Raw genomic sequence first — 18,010 nt, forward strand, 5'->3', positions numbered from 1 at the left:
GTACAGGATGACCAGCCGAGGGGGACGGGAATGGCGATCGATCGACTGGACGGACGGATCATCGGACTGCTGGCGCGGGAGCCGCGGATCGGGGTGCTGGAGATGTCCCGGCGGCTGGGGGTGGCGCGGGGCACCGCCCAGGCGCGCCTCGACCGGCTTCAGTCGAATGGAGTCATCCGCGGCTTCGGCCCCGAGGTGGACCCGGCGGCGCTCGGCTACCCGGTGACCGCGTTCGCGACGCTGGAGATCCGGCAGGGCCAAGGAGCGGACGTACGGGCGCATTTGGCGACCGTTCCGGAGGTGCTGGAGCTGCACACCACCACCGGCACCGGGGACATGCTGTGCCGGCTGGTGGCCCGCTCGAACGCCGATCTCCAGCGGGTGATCGACCGGGTTGTCGGTTTTGATGGCATCGTCCGGGCCGCCACGGCGATCGTCATGGAGAACCCCGTTCCGCTGCGGATCATCCCGCTGGTGGAGCAGGCGGCCGAGGACAGCGGCAGAGGCGACTGAGACCGGTCCGAGGGGGCCGGCCCGACCCCCGGAGGTGAGCGGACGTGAACTTCTGGGAGTTCCTGGGCAGCCGCCACCAGCAGCTGCTCACCGACGCCTACCAGCACGCGAGCGCGGTCTTCCAGTGCATGGTGGTGGCGACTCTGCTCGGGGTGCTGATCGGCGTCGTCACCTACCGCAGCTCCTGGGCGGGGAACCTGGCGACCCTGACCACGTCGACCATCCTGACCATCCCGTCGCTGGCCATGATCGGTCTGCTCATCCCGATCGTGGGCCTCGGCGTGCCGCCGACGGTGACCGCGCTGACCCTCTACGGGCTGCTGCCGATCGTGCGCAACGCGATCGTCGGACTGCGCGGGGTGGACCCGGCGCTGGTGGACGCCGCGACAGGCATCGGGATGTCGCGCGTGGCCCGGCTGCTGAAGGTGGAGCTGCCGCTGGCCTGGCCGCCGATCCTCACCGGTATCCGCGTCTCGACGCAGATGCTGATGGGCATCGCCGCGATCGCCGCCTACGCCTCCGGTCCGGGGCTCGGCAACGAGATCTTCCGCGGGATCGCCTCGCTGGGCAGCAAGAACGCGCTCAACCAGGTCCTCGCGGGCACGCTCGGGATCATCGTCCTGGCGCTGCTGTTCGACGCCGCGTACGTCCTGCTGGGACGGCTGACCATCCCCAGGGGGATCCGTGTCTGAGACAGGGGGGCCGGTGCCCGAGGCAGGGGGATCCGTGTCCGAGGCAGAGGGATCCGTATCCGACAACGGTCACAGTGCCACCACCGGGGCGACCATCGAGCTGGACTGCCTCACCAAGCGCTACCACGGCAACCCGCAGCCGGCCGTCGACAACGTGTCGATGGAGATCAAGGCGGGCGAGACGGTGATCCTCGTCGGCCCCTCGGGCTGCGGGAAGTCCACCACCCTGAAGATGATCAACCGGCTGATCGAGCCCAGTGGCGGACGCATCCGTATCAACGGCGAGGACGTCACCGACATCGACCCGGTGAAGCTGCGCCGCAAGGTCGGCTACGCGATCCAGTCCTCCGGCCTCTTCCCGCACATGACCGTCGCCCAGAACATCGCGCTGGTGCCGAGGATGACCGGCTGGTCGAAGACGCGGATCCGCTCGCGGGTGGAGGAGATGCTCGACCTGGTCGGACTGGACGCCGGGGAGTTCCACGGCCGCTATCCGCGCCAGCTGTCCGGCGGCCAGCAGCAGCGGGTGGGCGTGGCACGGGCGCTGGCGGCCGATCCGCCGGTGCTGCTGATGGACGAGCCGTTCGGCGCGGTGGACCCGATCACCCGCGACCACCTCCAGGACGAGCTGATCCGGCTCCAGCGCGAACTGCACAAGACGATCGTCTTCGTCACCCACGACTTCGACGAGGCGATCAAGCTGGGCGACCGGATCGCGGTGCTGCGCGAACGCTCGCACATCGCTCAGTTCGACACCCCGGAGGCCATCCTCACCAATCCGGCGGACGACTTCGTCTCCGGTTTCGTGGGCGCCGGGGCGGCGCTGAAGCGGTTGAACCTGACCCGCGTACGGGACGTGGGGATCACGGACTACCCGACGGTGACCGTGGAGGATCCCCTCCAGCACATCTTCAACGCGCTGCGGGCGGCCGGCACCAACGAGATCCTTCTCCTCGACCGGCGCGGCCGGCCGTACAAATGGCTCCGGCGCGGTGACCTGATGCGGGCCAAGGGTTCACTGGCGCGGGCCGGGACGCTGGTGCACGACACGGTGACCCGGGACGCGACGCTGCGGGACGCGCTGGAGGCGGTGCTCACCGACAACGCGGGGCGGGTCGCGGTCACCGGGCGGCGCGGCGAGTACGAGGGCGTCGTCGACATGGAGACGCTGATGAACTCCGTGCACGAGCTGCTGGAGGCCGACCGGCTGGACGCGCTGGAGCACCAGCACGACCTGGAGGAGACCCGGGCCGAGCAGACCCATGCCGAGCAGGAGGGCTTCGGAGGGGAGGGGACCAAGGCGTGAGCAGCACTTCCGGTCCTTCATCCGGCCGGCGGTCCGGAGGCGAGGACGAGATCGGGGGGATCGCCCACCAGGACGACGACGAGGTGGAGCGGGAGCCGCGCCCGCCGTCTCCGGCCGGGACGCGGCGGCGGGTCGGCTGGCGGAAGCTGACCTTCCTGCCCGCGGTCCTGATCGCCGTCCTGCTGGCCACCTGGCTGTGGTTCCGGCAGGCCGACCTGGACGCGCTGAGCCGGAACGCCCTGTCGGACGGCCAGGTCACCAAGGCCCTGTGGCAGCACGTCCAGCTGACCGTGATCTCCACCTTCTTCGTACTGATCATCGCGATCCCGCTGGGCGTCCTGCTCACCCGGCGGGCGTTCCGGAAGGCCACGCCGGTGGCGATGGCGTTCGCCAACATGGGGCAGGCGACCCCGGCGATCGGCCTGCTGGCGCTGCTGGTGATCTGGCTGGGCATCGGCCGCCGGGCCGCCCTGATCGGCATCATCATCTACGCCGTCCTGCCGGTCCTCTCCAACACCATCGCGGGTCTGAAGGCGAACGACCCGACGCTGCTGGAGGCGGCCCGCGGTATCGGCATGTCGCCGATGGGCGTGCTCACCCGCGTGGAGCTGCCGCTGGCCGTCCCGCTGATCCTGGCCGGCGTCCGTACGGCCCTCGTGCTCAACGTCGGTACGGCGACCCTGGCGACGTTCGGCGGAGGCGGCGGCCTCGGCGTGCTGATCACCACGGGCATCACCAGCCAGCGCATGCCGGTGCTGGTGCTGGGCTCGATCCTCACCGTCGCCCTCGCCCTGCTGGTGGACTGGCTGGCCTCGCTCGCCGAACTGCTGCTGCGCCCGCGCGGTCTGGAGGCGGGCACATGAGACGGCGTACGGGCGTGACGCTGGCCGCCTCGGTCCTGATGGTGGCGGCGGGCTGCGGTCTGACCAGCGGCTCCCCCATGGTCGACGACGTCGTGCCCGGCACCATCGGGAAGGGACGGCCACTGGAGGGCGCGGACCTCACCATCACCTCCAAGGAGTTCACCGAGCAGCTGATCCTGGGCGCGATCATGGGCATCGCCTTCCAGGCGGCCGGCGCGGAGGTGCTCGACCGCACCGGCATCCAGGGCTCCGTCGGCACCCGCGCGGCGGTCGAGAACGGCGACGCCGACGCCACGTACGAGTACACGGGCACCGCCTGGATCACGTACCTGGGCAACACCAAGCCGATTCCCGACCCGCGGCAGCAGTGGGAGGCGGTGCGCGACGCCGACGTGCGGAACGACATCACGTGGCTGCCGCCGGCGCCCATGAACAACACCTACGCGCTGGCGATGAACCAGGCCAACCACAAGAAGTACGGCACGAACACGCTGTCGGAGGTCGCCGAGCTGTCGAAGTCGGACCCCGGCGCGGTGACGCTGTGCGTGGAGGGCGAGTTCGCCAACCGCGCGGACGGGCTGCCAGGGCTCGAGAAGGCGTACGGGATGGACATCCCGGCCGGGAACATCACCCAGATGGACACCGGCATCATCTACACCCAGACCGCGAAGGGCGCCTGCGCCTACGGCGAGGTGTACACCACCGACGGGCGGATCAAGTCCATGAACCTGGTGGTGATGGAGGACGACAAGAAGTTCTTCCCGAACTACAACGCGGCGCCCATGGTCAGGACCGCCACCCTGGACGAGTGGCCGGCGATCGCCTCCGTCCTCGCGCCGGTCACCAAGGCCCTGACCAACGACGTCGCGCGGAGCCTGAACGCGAAGGTCGACGTGGACGGCGAGGACCCGCACCAGGTGGCGCTGGACTGGATGGTGGAGAAGGGCTTCGTGCGGGAGGGCTGAGCGGCACGGGCGTGCTCAGCAGGCGGGGACGGTCCCCTTGCCCGACTCCAGGGCCTCGAGCGAGTCGATCGCGCCCTCGAGGGTGGTGACCGGGATCAGCCGGAGCCCCTCGGGCAGCTCGGCCCGCGCGTCGGAGCACTCCGCCTTCGGCACCAGGAAGACGGTGGCGCCGTCCCGCCGCGCGGCCTGCGTCTTCAGCGGCACACCGCCCACGGCGCCGACCTTGCCGCCGGTGGTGATGGTGCCGGTCCCGGCGACGACCCTGCCACCGGTGAGATCGCCGGCGCCGAGCTTGTCGACGATGCCGAGGGAGAACAGCAGGCCGGCACTGGGTCCGCCGACATCCTCGAGCCGGAGCTGGACGTCGACGTTCTTCTCGTCGAGCCTCAGGTAGTCGAGTGCGGCAGCGGTCGCCGAGTCCTGCGACTCCTTCATCTGCTCCTGGTTGTACTCCTCGATCTCGCTCACGTCGTCGCCGCTCGGGTAGACGGCGTCGCGCGGCATCACGGCCCGGTCGGTGTCGAACCAGCTGCCGAGCACGTCACCGAGCTGGACATCCGCGTCCGGACCGGTCGCTTCGATCGTGGTCATCCGCAGCTGACCGCTCGTCTCGTGCGTCGGCGCGCCCTTGATCGTGATCACCGGGGCGCCCTGACTCTTCCCCAGCACATCGGCCGTCAGTCCCGGCTGCGCCACGGAGAACGGCAACGGCGCGAACACGGCGGTCGCGAGCAGCGCCACGACGGGAAGGCCGCAGACGGCGAGGAACTGGGGACGCGTGAGACGAGAGAGCACGGGGTCAATCTAACGTGAGAGCGCCGCCGCGCAGGGTGGCGGGCAGCCGCGGTGACCGCGCCGCGAGCCGCCGCACTGCGGGAACCCCGCGTCGGCGCGGGCCGCGGGGGCGTCGCGCGGACCGGCACCGCGGGGAGCCTCCCAGGCCGTTCGGGCACTCGGGGAGGCACGACCGCCCGCAGCCGGCGCGGCCAGGGGGTGTCGTTTGGGTCTTGCCGGGGTCGCGGGGCCGACCGCGAGGCGCCGTTGCCTGGAGCCGACCTGATCCGAACGGCACCCCCTAGCGCAGCGCCTCCGCCACCTCCCGGGCCGCGTCCATCACACGTGTCCCCACCCGTTCCGGCACCACCTCGGACAGCATCACCACGCCGACGCTGCCCTCCACCCCCGTCACCCCGAGCAGCGGCGCGGCCGCGCCGCAGGCGCCGGCCTCCAGCTCCCCGTGGGTCAGGGTGTAGCCGGGCCCGTCCAGCACCTCACCGGCGGGCTGCGGCTGCGGCTGCTGTCGGGCGGAGAGGATCGCCTTGCCCGCGGCACCCCGTTCCAGCGGGTGCCGGAACCCCGCCCGATAGGCCACGTGGTAGTCCGTCCAGGTCGGTTCGACGACGGCCACGGCCAGCGCCTCCGCCCCGTCCACCAGCGTCAGATGGGCGGTCGCCCCGATGTCCTCGGCCAGCGAGCGCAGCGCCGGCATCGCCGCCTCGCGCACCAGCGGATGCACCTGGCGGCCGAGTCCCAGCACCCCGAGCCCGACCCGGGCACGGCCGCCCAGGTCGCGGCGTACGAGTGCGTGCTGCTCCAGCGTGGCGAGCAACCGGTACACGACGGTCCGGTTCACGCCCAGTTTGTGGGACAGCTCGGTGACGGTCAGCCCGTGGTCCGTGTCGGCCAGCAGTTTGAGGACGCGCAGTCCCCGGTCGAGCGTCTGAGAGGTCTCCGCGGTCACGACGCCCACTCCTTAGTGGTGAGGTCGGCGGCCCTTCACGATGCGTGCGTCAAAGAGTCCCGTCCAAGACGCGCTCAGAGGCCGCCGATCGGCTGACGGGCCGGTGTGCCCGGGCCCAGTCGCTTCACGGCTGCGCTCCGCGGCGGCGCTGCCACGGGGCGTGTGCGTAGCGGGACAGTAGCGACCTGGTTCGCTCAGCGGAAGGCTCCGTCCAGAATCCGGGCGGCGACCGGTATGGACTACCTGTGTTTGTCCCGATACGTACAGCGCACGCGCCTACCGTCCGCGCCCCGCCCGTCACTTCATGCGGGTGGCCCACTCCTGCATCTTGGCGACGCGCTGGCGCAGTTGCCCGGCGGTGGCCTCGGCGCTGGGCGGGCCGCCGCACACCCGGCGCAGCTCGGTGTGGATCACGCCGTGCGGCTTGCCGCTCTGGTGGACGTAGGCGGAGACCATGGTGTTGAGCTGCTTGCGCAGCTCCATCAGCTCCTTGTGCGAGACCACCGGCCGCCGCTCGGCGGGCAGTTCGACCAGGTCGGCCTCATCGTCGGGCTTCTTGCGGCTGTGCGCGATCTGCCGGGCCTGCCGCTTCTGGAGCAGGAGTTGCACCTGGTCGGGCTCCAACAGGCCCGGGATGCCGAGGTAGTCCTGCTCCTCCTCGCTGCCCGGGTGGGCCTGCATGCCGAACTCGGCACCGTTGTACATGACCCGGTCGAAGGTGGCCTCGGACTCCAGCGCCTCGAAGGAGAACTGCTCCTGTTCGCCGGTGTCCTCGTCCTGCTCCCGGTTGGCCTCGTCCATCTCCTTCTCGGACTCGGCGTAGGGGTCCTCCTCGCCCTCCTTCTTGGGCTTGTCGAGGACGTGGTCGCGCTCCCGCTCCATCTCGTTGGCGAAGGTGAGCAGGTCGGGCACGGTGGGCAGGAAGACGGAGGCGGTCTCGCCACGCCGCCTGGACCGTACGAAACGGCCGACGGCCTGGGCGAAGAAGAGCGGGGTGGAGATGGTGGTGGCGTAGACGCCGACCGCGAGGCGGGGCACGTCGACGCCCTCGGACACCATGCGGACGGCGACCATCCACCGGTCGGTGCCCTGACTGAACGTGTCGATGTTCTTGGAGGCGCCGGTGTCGTCGGAGAGCACGACGGTGGCCTTGTTGCCGGTGATCTCGCGGATCAGCTTGGCGTAGGCGCGGGCGGAGTCCTGGTCGGCGGCGATGACGAGGGCGCCGGCGTCCGGGATGGCCTTCCTGACCTCGGTGAGCCGCTGGTCGGCGGCGCGCAGCACGGCGGGCATCCACTCGCCGCGCGGGTCGAGGGCGGTGCGCCAGGCCTGGCTGACGGCGTCCTTGGTCATGGGTTCGCCGAGCCGGGCGGCGATCTCGTCGCCGGCCTTGGTGCGCCAGCGCATGTTGCCGCTGTAGCTCATGAAGATGACCGGGCGCACGACGTTGTCGGCGAGCGCCGAGCCGTAGCCGTAGGTGTAGTCGGCGGCGGAGCGGCGGATGCCGTCGTTGCCCTCCTCGTACGCGACGAAGGGAATCGGGTTGGTGTCCGACCGGAAGGGCGTACCGGTCAGCGCGAGGCGTCGCGTGGCCGGCTCGAACGCCTCCAGGCAGGCCTCGCCCCAGGACTTCGAGTCGCCGGCGTGGTGGATCTCGTCGAGGATGACGAGGGTCTTGCGCTGCTCGACGCGGTTGCGGTGCAGCATGGGGCGGACGCCGACGCCCGCATAGGTGATGGCGATGCCGTGGTACTCGCGGCTGAGCGGCCCCGCGCTGTACTCGGGGTCGAGCTTGATCCCTATCCGGGCCGCCGCCTCCGCCCACTGCTTCTTCAGGTGCTCGGTCGGCGCGACGACGGTCACCTGCTGCACGACGTGGTGGTGCAGCAGCCAGGACGCGAGTGTCAGGGCGAACGTCGTCTTGCCGGCGCCCGGGGTGGCGACCGCCAGGAAGTCCCGGGGCTGCTCCTGGAGGTACTTCTCCATCGCCCCTTCCTGCCAGGCCCGCAGCTTGCTGGCGGTGCCCCACGGGGCACGGCCGGGGAAGGCCGGGGACAGGTGGTGCGAGGTGCTGGGGCTGGCGGTGGTAGTCACGGTCTCCGAAGGGGGTAGAGCGGCTCGGCCACGTATGACAACCGGGCCACCCTACCGGCGTCCCGACGCGATCGACGCGCCCGCCGGGGCGGGTCACCCCCGGGTGGGACGGACGTCACAGCCGCCCCGGACGCCCCGCGATCCTCACGGCGGCCACGGTTCGCGGGCCGGGGTCGACCGCTCCGCTTCCGCTACCGCTCCCGTATCCGCGTGGCCACCCACGCCCCCACCAGCGCCACCGCCGCCATCGGCAGGAAGACCGCCGCGAAGGCCGCCGGGTGCGAACCGCCGGCGGCGTCCGTGGCCGCGTGGCTGACCGTGCCGCCGCCGAGGGCGGCGAAGGCCGCGCCACCGGCGGACAGCAGGATGACGTTGGAGAGGCCGTCGGATATCTGGAGCGCGGCGGAGTTGGTGCCGGCCTCCTCGGGGGCGGAGAGCTTGAGCAGGAGCACGCTGGTGGAGGAGATCACCAGGCCCATCCCGAAGCAGCCGAAGGCCCAGGCCACGGCCACGGTCCAGGCGGGCACGGCGTCGATCAGCACGCTGGGCGCCGTGGCGATGGCCGCCGCCACCAGGGTCATGCCGAGGGCCATCAGGCGCTCGCGGTGGGGTTCCAGGCCCGGCCGGGACTGGAGCCAGGAGCCCGCCGCCCAGGTCGCGCCGCCCGCCGCCAGCGAGAGACCGGCCAGCGTGGGGCTGAGCCCGCGCTGTGTGACCAGCATCAGCGGTACGAAGGACTCGGCCGCGATGAAGGAGCCCGCGGCGACGCCGCGCAGCAGGACGACGGAGGGCAGTCCGCGCACCGCCCGGTAGGTGCCGCGCGGCAGCAGCCCGAGGACGGCCGGGACGAGCAACGACACTCCCACCGCGCCGGGCAGCAGCGAGGCCGGGCGCAGGTCCTGGGCGGCGTACTGGAGCAGGCCGGCGCCCAGGGAGATGGCGAGGGCGAGGCGGATGCGGCGGCCGTCGAAGGAGGCGGGCGCCGCGTCCGCCCCTCCCACGGCGCCGGACGCGCGGCTGCGTATCTGCGGCAGCGCGAGTGCCAGCGGGAAGACGACCAGCACCGGGATGCCGACGAACACCCAGCGCCAGCCGAGGTGCTCGGTCACCGCGCCGGACGCCAGGGGACCGACGATCGACGGGACGACCCAGCCCGCCGCGAACGCCGCCATGATCGCGGGCCGCAGCCGCTCGGGGTAGGCCCGCCCGACGACGACGTACAGGGCGACGATCACCAGTCCGCCGCCGAGCCCCTGCACGGCCCGCCCGAGGATGAACAGCCACATCGTCCCGGCCGTCCCGGACAGCACCAGCCCGACCGCGAAGGACGCGATGCCGCAGGTCAGCGGCGCCAGCGGGCCCCGCCGGTCCGACCATTGGCCGGAGAGCACCATCCCGAACAGGCTCGTCGTGAAGTACCCCGAGAACGCGAACGCGTACAGCGACACCCCGTCCAACTCCCGCGCCGCGACCGGCATGGCCGTGCCGACCGCCGTCGCCTCGAAGGCGATCAGCACGACGACGGAGACGATGCCGATGCTCAGCGCCCGGTAGGCACGGCTCAGCACGGTCTCGGCGGGGGCGGCGGGGGCGGTGGACGCGGCGGGAGTGGTGGGAGAGGTGGGAGAGGTGGGGCCGGCGGCGGTCGCAGCGGGGTCGGCGACATCGGTGTCGCGGGGCTCAGGGGCGGTCATGGTCGTCAGAGTAAGGGGCGAAGTCGGCGTTGGCCCCTGTCGGGAGGGGGTACGGGACCGGGACCTTGGTCGTACGACCACCGGTCCCCGGCCCCCCTCCACGGTGCCCCCCTCCACGGTGCGCTCCGCTCGCGGCTCGCGGGAGTCACGCCGGTGCGGTCCCCGCCCCGGTCTCCGGCGGCGCCGTGCGGCGCAGGGCCCAGAGGGTGAGGGCGAGGGCGGAGACGTCCGACACCAGGGGGCGGAGGGTGCCGTCGGGCGCGCTCCAGGTCAGGACGGCGCCCGTCGTACCGTCGACGACCACGTGGTCGTCGTCCGCCAGCCGGCCCAGGCGTACGAGGGCGTCGGCGCGGTCGGGGAGCCGGTGCTCGGGGAACTCCTCGCACCACTCGGCCACCGTCGGCAGCGCCTGCGGCAGGTCGGCCTGGTCCAGCCGGAAGGGGTGGGCGTCCTCGGGCAGGCCGGTCTCGCGCAGGAAGCGGCGGGTGGGCTCGTGCCCGAGGGTGCCCGGGAAGTCGAGGTCCTCGAAGCGCGTCACCCCGCCCCGGCCGAACTCCCGGTCCAGGAACCGGGCCGGGAAAGCCGGGGCCCGTCCCGGCACCGTGGGGCGGCCCGCCGTCAGGAAAAGACACCACAGCAGCGCGGACGTCCTCCACAGGGACGGTCTCTCGCACACCCCACGCGACCACCGGGAGGCGCCGCGCGTCCACGACGGGTCCTCCCCCGACGTGGTGAGACGCACCCACGTCACCAGCGACGGCACCGCCTGGGCGGCCGTCGCCGGAGCCGTCCCCGCCGAGCACACCATGGTCGTCGTCCCGCTCGTGGCCACGCGCATCGTCTCCCCCGAGAGTGTGTGTCCGCCCGTACGCGGACGGCCGCCGTTCGCACTCCTGCGGAGACTACGCGCCACCACTGACAACGCCCCTGCGTGCGGAACCCGTTCGCCCGGTAGGACGCACCGGCCCCCTCGCACGTTGCCTCACGCGCGCGGGAGGCTCAGTTGCCGGTCACCACCGCGGCCTGCGGCCGGATCGGGAGCCGGTTCACCGGGCGTCCCGTGGCCGCGCGCACGGCCGAGGCGACGGCCGCCGGGGAGGCCACCACGGGCACCGCGCTGACCGCCTTCGCGCCGAACGGGGCGACCACGTCGCGTTCCTCGACGAGCTTCACGATCCGGATGTCCGGGGTGTCCAGCGCGGTGGGCAGGGCGTAGCCGGTCAGGTCGGGATGGCGGATCAGGCCGCGCGGGGTGCGCAGGTTCTCCGTGAGCGCGATGCCGACGCCCTGGGTCACGCCCGCCTCGATCCGGGCGGTCAGCTGCGCCGGGTTCAGCACCCGGCCCACGTCCTGCGCGACGGCCAGTTCCACGACCCGTACCGAGCCGATCTCGACGTCGACGTCCACCACCGCGCGGATCGCGCAGAAGGCCATGCCGACGAAGGCGTCGCCCTGGCCGGCCTCGTCCAGCGGCTCGGTCGGGTGCGGGCGGCACTGGGCGGTGGCCCACAGCTCCTTGCCGTCCAGCGCCTCGGCGACCGTGGTCGACAGCACGCCGTCGTACGAGGTGATCTTGCCGTCGGCGATCTGGAGCAGCTCGGTCGACATCCCGAACTGGTGCGCCAGCGGCTGGAGGAGCTGGGTGCGGACCATCTTGGCCGCCCGTTCCACCGCGCCGCCCGAGACCCAGGTGTGACGGCCCCGGCAGCCCGCGCCGGCCGGCGGCTGGTCGGTGTCGACGGGCGCCACCTGCACCTCGTCGACGCCGAGGGTGTCCTGGACGATCTGCCGGGCCAGGGTGGAGAAGCCCTGCCCGGTCTCGACCGCCGCGCACAGCACCGTCGCCACACCGTCCTGGACCTTCACGGTGGCCGTGGAGACCTCGTCCGCGCCCTCCGCGCCGAGCATGTGCACCATGCCGATGCCGTAGCCCACGCCCCGGCGCACCGCGCCCGGTTCGCCCGCGCCCTCGGGACCGCCGGGCAGCAGCCATTCGTCCTCGGGCGTGTCCTTGGGCAGGGCGGGGAGGGGGAAGTCGCGTACGGCCTGGAGGAGTTCGGCGACCGGCGCCGGGCAGGTGACCGTCTGGCCGGTGGGGAGCACGTCGCCGGTGGCCAGTACGTTGCGCAGCCGGACCTCGGCCGGGTCCAGACCGAGCTTCTTGGCGACCTTGTCCATCTGCGCCTCGTACGCGGCGCAGACCTGCATGGCGCCCTCGCCGCGCACGTGGCCGGAGGGTGGGTTGTTGGTGCGCACGGCCCAGCCCTCGATGAAGGCGTTGGGGACGACGTACGGGCCGCAGGCGAAGGCCACCGCGGCGGCCAGGGCCTCCGAGGAGGTGTCGGCGTAGGCGCCCGCGTCGAGCAGGATCTGCGCCTCGACCTTCACCACCCGGCCCTCGGCGTCCGCGTGGTGGCGGTAGCGGAGCAGGGTGGGGTGCCGGTGGACGTGGCCGAGGAAGGACTCCTCGCGCGTGGCGGTCAGTTTCACCGGGCAGCCGGTCCTCAGGGCCAGCAGGCCGAGCGGCAGCTGGAAGCCCTGGTCCTCGCGGTCGGCGGTGGCGCCGGGCACCCCGGTGACGACGATCTTCACCTGTTCGGGTGTCAGGCCGTAGCAGGACGCGGCCGTGTCGCGGTCGGCGTGCGGGTCGGTGGAGGCCAGGTACAGCTCCACGCCCCCGTCGGGGCGCGGTACGGCCAGGCCCGCCTCGGCTCCTATGGGCGCCGGGTCCTGGCGGCCGATGCGGTACAGGCCCTCGACGACGACCTCGCCGACCGCCTCGGGGTCGCCGTGCCGCAGCGGGATGTGCCGGATCAGGTTGCCGTCGGGGTGCAGCGGTTCGGCCTCGAAGGCCTGCTCCGGGTCGGTCACCGGGTCGAGCGCCTCGTACTCCACGATGACGGCGGCGGCGGCCATCCGCGCGGTGTCCGGGTGGTCGGCGGCGACGGCGGCGATGGGCTCGCCGTGGTGGCGGACCACCTCGGAGGCGAACACCGGGCGGTCGGCCCGGGCGCCGCGCCCGTGCAGCGGGGCGCCGGGTACGTCCTCGTGCGTGACGACCGCCCGTACGCCGGGCATCTCGCGCGCGTGGGTGGTGTCGATGGACACGATGCGCGCGTGCGGGTGCGGCGAGCGCAGGACGGCCGCCCACAGCAGGCCCTCGGCCCACAGGTCGGCGGCGTACGGGAAGGTGCCCTCCGTCTTCGCGCGGGCGTCGGCGGGCGGCAGGGACGCGCCCAGGCCGTGCGGGATCGGCTCGGGGGCGGGAGCCGCCTCAGTGGTTCCCGCGGCCTCCGCGGTCGCGGCGTCGTTGCTCACGCGTGGCCTCCGTCCTGGCCGTGCGGGCCATGGCCGTGGGCGCCCTGGCCGTGCGGCCGGTCGTCGTAGGACTGGTCGTCGTAGGGCTGGTCGTCGTAGGACTCGTCGCCGTAGGACTCGTCGTCGTAGGGCTGGTCGTGCGGTCCCCGGGGGTGGGGTCCCGATGTGTCCGGGTTGCCGGGCGGTGCCCCGGGCGGGCCGTGGGACTCGAAGGCCGACGGGTTGACGCCGCCCGCGCCCGGGCCCGCCTGGTGCGGGATCCGGGGCTCGTCGGCGTCCGTGGCGTTCGCGTCGGCGGCGGCGTGTGCCTCGCGCTCGGCGACGACCTCCTGGACGGCGTCCAGGACACCCCGGTAGCCGGAGCAGCGGCACAGGTTGCCGCACAGGGCCTGCCGGGCCTCCAGTTCGGTCGGCGCCGGGTTGCCCTCCAGGAGGTTGTGCACGGTCATCGCCATGCCGGGCACGCAGAAGCCGCACTGGACCGCGCCGCGCCGGGCGAGCGCCCGCTGCACGTCCGACGGCCGTCCGTCGGCGGCGAGGCCCTCGACCGTACGCACCTCGCTGCCGGCGCTGGTCACGGCCGGGACCAGGCAGGAGGCGACCAGCCGTCCGTCGACCTGCACGTTGCAGGCACCGCACTCGCCCTGCGAGCAGCCGTCCTTGGCGCCCGCGAGGCCGAGCCGCTCACGCAGCACGTACAGCAGCGACTCACCGATCCAGGCGTCGGTGACGGGCCGGTCTGCGCCGTTGACGCGCAGCACGTACGAGGCGAGGGGGTGCTCCTCGTGCGGACCGGAGGGGGCGTGCTCCTGAGAGGCGGCCGGGCCGGCCGCGGAGGCGGCGGCCGGGTCGGGGTCGGTCTCGGTGCGGAGCTCCGGGTCACCGTCCCGGTCCCGGTCGCTGTCGGGGTCCCCGTCCTGCCGGGGTTCCCGCGTCCGCTCCCCCGTGGCGGCGACCGGCGTCGGGCCCGTCACGGGCTCCTCGGCGGCCCGCGGGCCGGATTCCGCATCCTCGTTCTCGACGGCGTCCGCGGAGGGCTCAGAGTGGCCGTCAGGGGCCTCCTCGGCCCCCTGGGGCTCGTCGGTCACCGCACCGTCGGCCGCCGGGGCCTCGGGGTCGGTCTCCACGACGGGCTCGGCGGCGGATTCCGCGGGCGCTTCCGCGGGCGCTTCCGCGTACGCACCGGCGGCCGGATCGGGCGCCTCGGAAACGGACCGGTCATCGGCCGGACGCTCCTGGCCGACAGGCCGCTCCTGAGCGGCCTGCCCGGCCTGCGCCGTGCGGTCGCCCCACGGCTGCCCGGCCTGCTGGGTCGCCCAGGGGGCGGGGGCGCCGCCGGGCAGGGTGGCCGGCGCGGTGCCGCCCCACTGCTCGGCCAGGGAGGACTGGGTGAACTCGCCCGACTCGTCCGGAAGGTCACCGTCGGCGACGGGGATGGACCACTGGCCGGTCACGTCCTGGCCGGTCACGTCATGGCCGGTGACGTCCTGCCCGGACGCGGCATCGGCCCCGGCCCCGGCCCCGGCCTCGGAGAAGTCCCACTGGCCGGTGGCCCCGGGCCGGTACGTGAACCCGTCGGCCTGCCCGGCGTTCGTGTCGTACGGCGCGTTCGTGGCATACGGCGCGTTCGCGTCGTACGGCACGCTCCCGCCGTACGGATCCTGCTGCTGGTACTCGGCGTACCCCTGGTGAGCGGCGGACCCCTGTCCCGCGTCGGGGACCTGCCACTGCGTGCCGTCCACGGGTGCGGACGGCATCGCCCAGGAGCCGGTGGCCGCCGGGTCGGTACCGGCGGTCGTGGCGGGCGCGACCGTGATCTGCGGCGGCACGTAGCCGTGCCCGGGCGCGGCGAGCGGGCTGTCGGCGGAGGCCAGGAGCGCGTCCACGCCGCCCTCGGGGAGCTTCACGAAGGCGGTGGCGCCGTCGTCGTAGTCGCCCTGGGGCAGCGGGTCCCAGCGTCCGCCGCTCGGGGGCGTGCCCGCTCCGGGCTGATCGCTGTGCCGGTCTCCGTGCTGGTCGTCGGTCACGACAGCGCCCTCCCCAGTGCTCGTCGGGCCAGCGCGGCGACGGTGCGCCGCAGGTGCAGTACGGCCGGCGGGAGCTGCGGTACGGAGCCGTCCTCGGCCGGGGCCGCGTCGGGGATGCAGGCGGCGGCGACGTACTCGCCGAAGGCGCTCAGGGCCTCCGGGACGATCGCGCGGCCGTTGTCCCAGTCGATGAGGGAGGCCACCCACTGCTCGGCCTCCAGGGGCCGCAGCGGCATCGGCGCGATGGCGCCGACGGCGCACCGCACCCCGCGCCGGGCGGGGTCGAGGACCAGCGCCACGGAGGCCGTCGCGCGGCCCGGGCCGGTCCGGCCGGTCGCCTTCAGGAAGACCTGCGGGGCGTGCAGCAGCGGCACGCGCACGTAGCCGATCAGCTCGCCCGCGCGGAGCATCTCCATGCCGGCCAGCAGGTGCGAGACCGGCATCTCCCGGCGGGCCCCGTCCGCACCCGCGATGATCAGGGTCGCCTCCAGCGCGGCCAGCACCGGCAGCGCGTCGCCGGTGGCGGCGGCCGAGGCGATGTTGCCGCCCAGGGTGCCCGCGTTGCGGATCTGCGGCGGTCCGGCGGCGCGCGCGGCGGCGGCGAGCGCCGGGATGAGCGCGGCGAAGTCGGGACGGCCCATGCGGGCGTGCGTGAGCCCGGCGCCGAGCAGTGCGTGTCCGTCCTGGTACTGCCAGCCGCGGATCTCGCTGATCCGGCCGAGGCCCACCAGCGCGGCGGGCCTGAGCTGGCCGGAGTTGACCGCGGCCATCAGATCGGTGCCGCCCGCGACCGGCACGGCGGCGGGCATCGCGGCGAGCGCCGCCACCGCCTCGTCCAGTGTCGTGGGCAGCGTGACGGCCTGCGCCGCCTGCGGTGCGTGCGTGGTCAACCCGACTGCCCCTTCCCGCTGTCCCACCTGGTCCCGCCCATGTGGCCGTACGGTACGACCTGACAGGGCGGACGTGGCAACTCTGGCACATCTTCGCAGCACCCGAACGCGGGGGTCCGCTAGGAGTCATTCACCCACCTCGTCGACGAGATGGACCGTTTTCGTACGGGATCTCCTTCGATGGGCCGACGGCCGGAGGTGCGCACGATGAACGAGAGTTGCCACTCTTCAGTGACGTTTCGGGGCGTTTTCCGTACTTACACGCCTCACTTGTTCGGCGGCGGCCCGTCGATCGGCCGGCCGAGCACGCCGGGCCGCCGCTGCCAGGGCAGTGGGCCGCCGGGCGGCCGGTAGGCGACGCCCAGGGCGTCGAGCCGCCGGTAGTGGGCGGCCATCCGCCGCTCGAATCCGGCGAAGTCGCGCTCGCCCGGCGCGGGCAGAGCACTCCAGGCCACCTCGGCGAAGGCGGCGAGCCTCGGGAACGTCTGGTAGTCCACCCGCCCCTGGTTCTCCAACACCTCGCTCCACACGTTCGCCTGGGTGCCGAGCACATGTCCGGTCTCCGCCGGGGTCAGCTCCGCCGGAACCGGCTCGAAGCGGTACACGTCCTCCAGGGTGCGCACGAAGCCGATCGGCACGGGCTCGTCCTCGTCCGCGTGCTGCCGGTGGTCCAGGTACACCTGCTGCTCCGGGCACATGACGACGTCGTGCCCCGCGCGCGCGGCGGCGACCCCGCCCGCGTACCCGCGCCAGGAGGACACGGCCGCACCCTTGGCCAGCCCGCCCTCCAGGATCTCGTCCCAGCCGATGAGCCGGCGTCCGCGCTCGGCGAGCCAGGTGTCGAAGTGCTGGATGAACCAGGCCTGGAGCCCGTCCTCGTCGTCGACTCCGAGTTCCCGGATGCGCGCCTGCGCGGTCGCCGAGCGCCGCCACTGGTCCTTGGGGCATTCGTCGCCCCCGACGTGGATGAACTCCGAAGGGAAGAGCTCCAGCAGTTCCTCGAACACGCCTTCGTAGAAGCGCAGTGTGTTCTCGGTGGGGGCGAGTACGTTCTCGCAGACACCCCAGGTGTCCCAGACGGTGAGGGAGGCGGTGTCGACGACGTCGGTGTTGCCGAGTTCCGGATACGCGGCGATGGCGGCCTGCGAGTGCCCGGGCACGTCGATCTCGGGGACGACGGTGATGTGCCGTTCGGCGGCGTAGGCGACGATCTCCCGGATGTCGTCCTGGGTGTAGTAGCCGCCGTGCGGTTTGTCCTCCCAGAGCGGCGAGGCCCGGTGGCCGTATTTGGTGCGCGCCCGCCAGGACCCGGTCTCGGTGAGCTTCGGGTGGCGCCGGATCTCGACGCGCCAGCCCTGGTCGTCCGTCAGGTGGAAGTGCAGGACGTTGAGTTTGTGGGCCGCCATCAGGTCCAGGTAGCGCAGGACGCCTTCCTTCGGCATGAAGTGCCGGGCCACGTCCAGCATCAGCCCGCGCCAGGGGAAGCGTGGCGCGTCCTCGACGCGGACGAGCGGAAGCCGCCACGAGCGGCCGGGAAGCGGCGCGCGCCGGAAGGCGTCGGGGCCGAGCAGTTGCCGAAGGGTCTGAGCGCCCCAGAAGAGGCCGGCCGGACCGCCGCCCGCGAGGTCCACTCCTGCCGGTGTGACACCGAGGCGGTAGCCCTCGGCGTCCAGCTCACCGTCGAGGGACAGGCGGACGACGTTCTCGTCGCCCTCCCCCGGCGCGAGCGGCAGGCCGGTGGCCGCGCCCAGCGTGGCGCGCAGCCAGCGTTCGGTGCGCTCCGTGCCGTCGCCCGCCACCACCCTGGTGTCCGGGCCGAGCTCGAAGAAGCCGCCGTCGTGGGGGGCCATTTGCCGCGGCTGGGGAATCACGCCGGTCACCTCGGCCCCCTCAGTAGTCATCTCAGT

The 18,010-nt window shown here is 73.1% G+C and carries 14 protein-coding genes; 5 read left to right on the plus strand and 9 right to left on the minus strand.

Translation table 11 applies throughout. The features are described from left to right. Positions 1 to 30: 30 nt before the first annotated feature. The 5 genes from QC283_RS02755 to QC283_RS02775 are packed head-to-tail and all read left to right on the plus strand — an operon-like array spanning position 31 to position 4,339. Positions 31 to 513, plus strand: coding sequence for an Lrp/AsnC family transcriptional regulator (locus QC283_RS02755; protein ID WP_279559673.1), 483 nt, complete (start codon positions 31 to 33; stop codon positions 511 to 513). A gap of 44 nt (positions 514 to 557) precedes the next feature. Continuing rightward, positions 558 to 1,205 (plus strand): ABC transporter permease, encoded by a 648-nt coding sequence (locus QC283_RS02760; RefSeq protein WP_279559674.1) that lies wholly within the window; start codon positions 558 to 560, stop codon positions 1,203 to 1,205. 34 nt (positions 1,206 to 1,239) lie between these two features. Beyond that, positions 1,240 to 2,511: a betaine/proline/choline family ABC transporter ATP-binding protein gene (locus QC283_RS02765; RefSeq protein ID WP_279559675.1), complete on the plus strand. Its 1,272-nt coding sequence runs from the start codon at positions 1,240 to 1,242 to the stop codon at positions 2,509 to 2,511. Continuing rightward, positions 2,508 to 3,374, plus strand: a complete 867-nt coding sequence (locus QC283_RS02770; RefSeq protein ID WP_279559676.1) for an ABC transporter permease — start codon at positions 2,508 to 2,510, stop codon at positions 3,372 to 3,374. Before QC283_RS02765 ends, QC283_RS02770 begins: the two co-directional genes overlap by 4 nt. After that, complete coding sequence (locus QC283_RS02775) at positions 3,371 to 4,339, plus strand: glycine betaine ABC transporter substrate-binding protein (protein WP_279559677.1); 969 nt, start codon at positions 3,371 to 3,373, stop codon at positions 4,337 to 4,339. Before QC283_RS02770 ends, QC283_RS02775 begins: the two co-directional genes overlap by 4 nt. 15 nt (positions 4,340 to 4,354) lie before the next feature. On the opposite strand, the gene QC283_RS02780 is transcribed toward QC283_RS02775, so the two are convergent. The 9 genes from QC283_RS02780 to QC283_RS02820 form a co-directional block, all read right to left on the minus strand. Continuing rightward, entirely contained in the window at positions 4,355 to 5,134 is a 780-nt protein-coding gene (locus QC283_RS02780) for a S16 family serine protease (protein ID WP_279559678.1), read from the minus strand. A 280-nt stretch (positions 5,135 to 5,414) separates the two neighbouring features. After that, positions 5,415 to 6,080 carry an IclR family transcriptional regulator gene (locus QC283_RS02785; protein ID WP_279559679.1) on the minus strand — a complete coding sequence of 222 codons (666 nt, stop codon included), beginning with the start codon at positions 6,078 to 6,080 and terminating at the stop codon, positions 5,415 to 5,417. 297 nt (positions 6,081 to 6,377) lie between these two features. Continuing rightward, positions 6,378 to 8,174, minus strand: a complete 1,797-nt coding sequence (locus tag QC283_RS02790) for a DEAD/DEAH box helicase (RefSeq protein ID WP_279559680.1) — start codon at positions 8,172 to 8,174, stop codon at positions 6,378 to 6,380. Between the two features lie 191 nt (positions 8,175 to 8,365). After that, complete coding sequence (locus tag QC283_RS02795) at positions 8,366 to 9,868, minus strand: MFS transporter (RefSeq protein WP_279559681.1); 1,503 nt, start codon at positions 9,866 to 9,868, stop codon at positions 8,366 to 8,368. A gap of 145 nt (positions 9,869 to 10,013) precedes the next feature. Then, a complete protein-coding gene (locus QC283_RS02800) occupies positions 10,014 to 10,706 on the minus strand; it encodes an SUKH-4 family immunity protein (protein ID WP_279559682.1) in 693 nt (230 codons plus the stop codon). 161 nt (positions 10,707 to 10,867) lie between these two features. Further along, positions 10,868 to 13,186 (minus strand): xanthine dehydrogenase family protein molybdopterin-binding subunit, encoded by a 2,319-nt coding sequence (locus QC283_RS02805; protein WP_279559683.1) that lies wholly within the window; start codon positions 13,184 to 13,186, stop codon positions 10,868 to 10,870. Continuing rightward, complete coding sequence (locus QC283_RS02810) at positions 13,183 to 15,213, minus strand: 2Fe-2S iron-sulfur cluster-binding protein (RefSeq protein ID WP_279559684.1); 2,031 nt, start codon at positions 15,211 to 15,213, stop codon at positions 13,183 to 13,185. Before QC283_RS02810 ends, QC283_RS02805 begins: the two co-directional genes overlap by 4 nt. Further along, positions 15,210 to 16,103, minus strand: coding sequence for an FAD binding domain-containing protein (locus QC283_RS02815; RefSeq protein ID WP_279559685.1), 894 nt, complete (start codon positions 16,101 to 16,103; stop codon positions 15,210 to 15,212). The genes QC283_RS02810 and QC283_RS02815 overlap by 4 nt, the downstream gene beginning before the upstream one ends. A 266-nt stretch (positions 16,104 to 16,369) precedes the next feature. Continuing rightward, on the minus strand, positions 16,370 to 18,004 hold the full coding sequence (locus tag QC283_RS02820) for a beta-N-acetylhexosaminidase (protein WP_279559686.1): 1,635 nt from the start codon (positions 18,002 to 18,004) through the stop codon (positions 16,370 to 16,372). Between the last annotated feature and the right edge of the window lie 6 nt (positions 18,005 to 18,010).

This window comes from Streptomyces sp. DH41 (assembly GCF_029813785.1).
GTDB lineage: Bacteria > Actinomycetota > Actinomycetes > Streptomycetales > Streptomycetaceae > Streptomyces.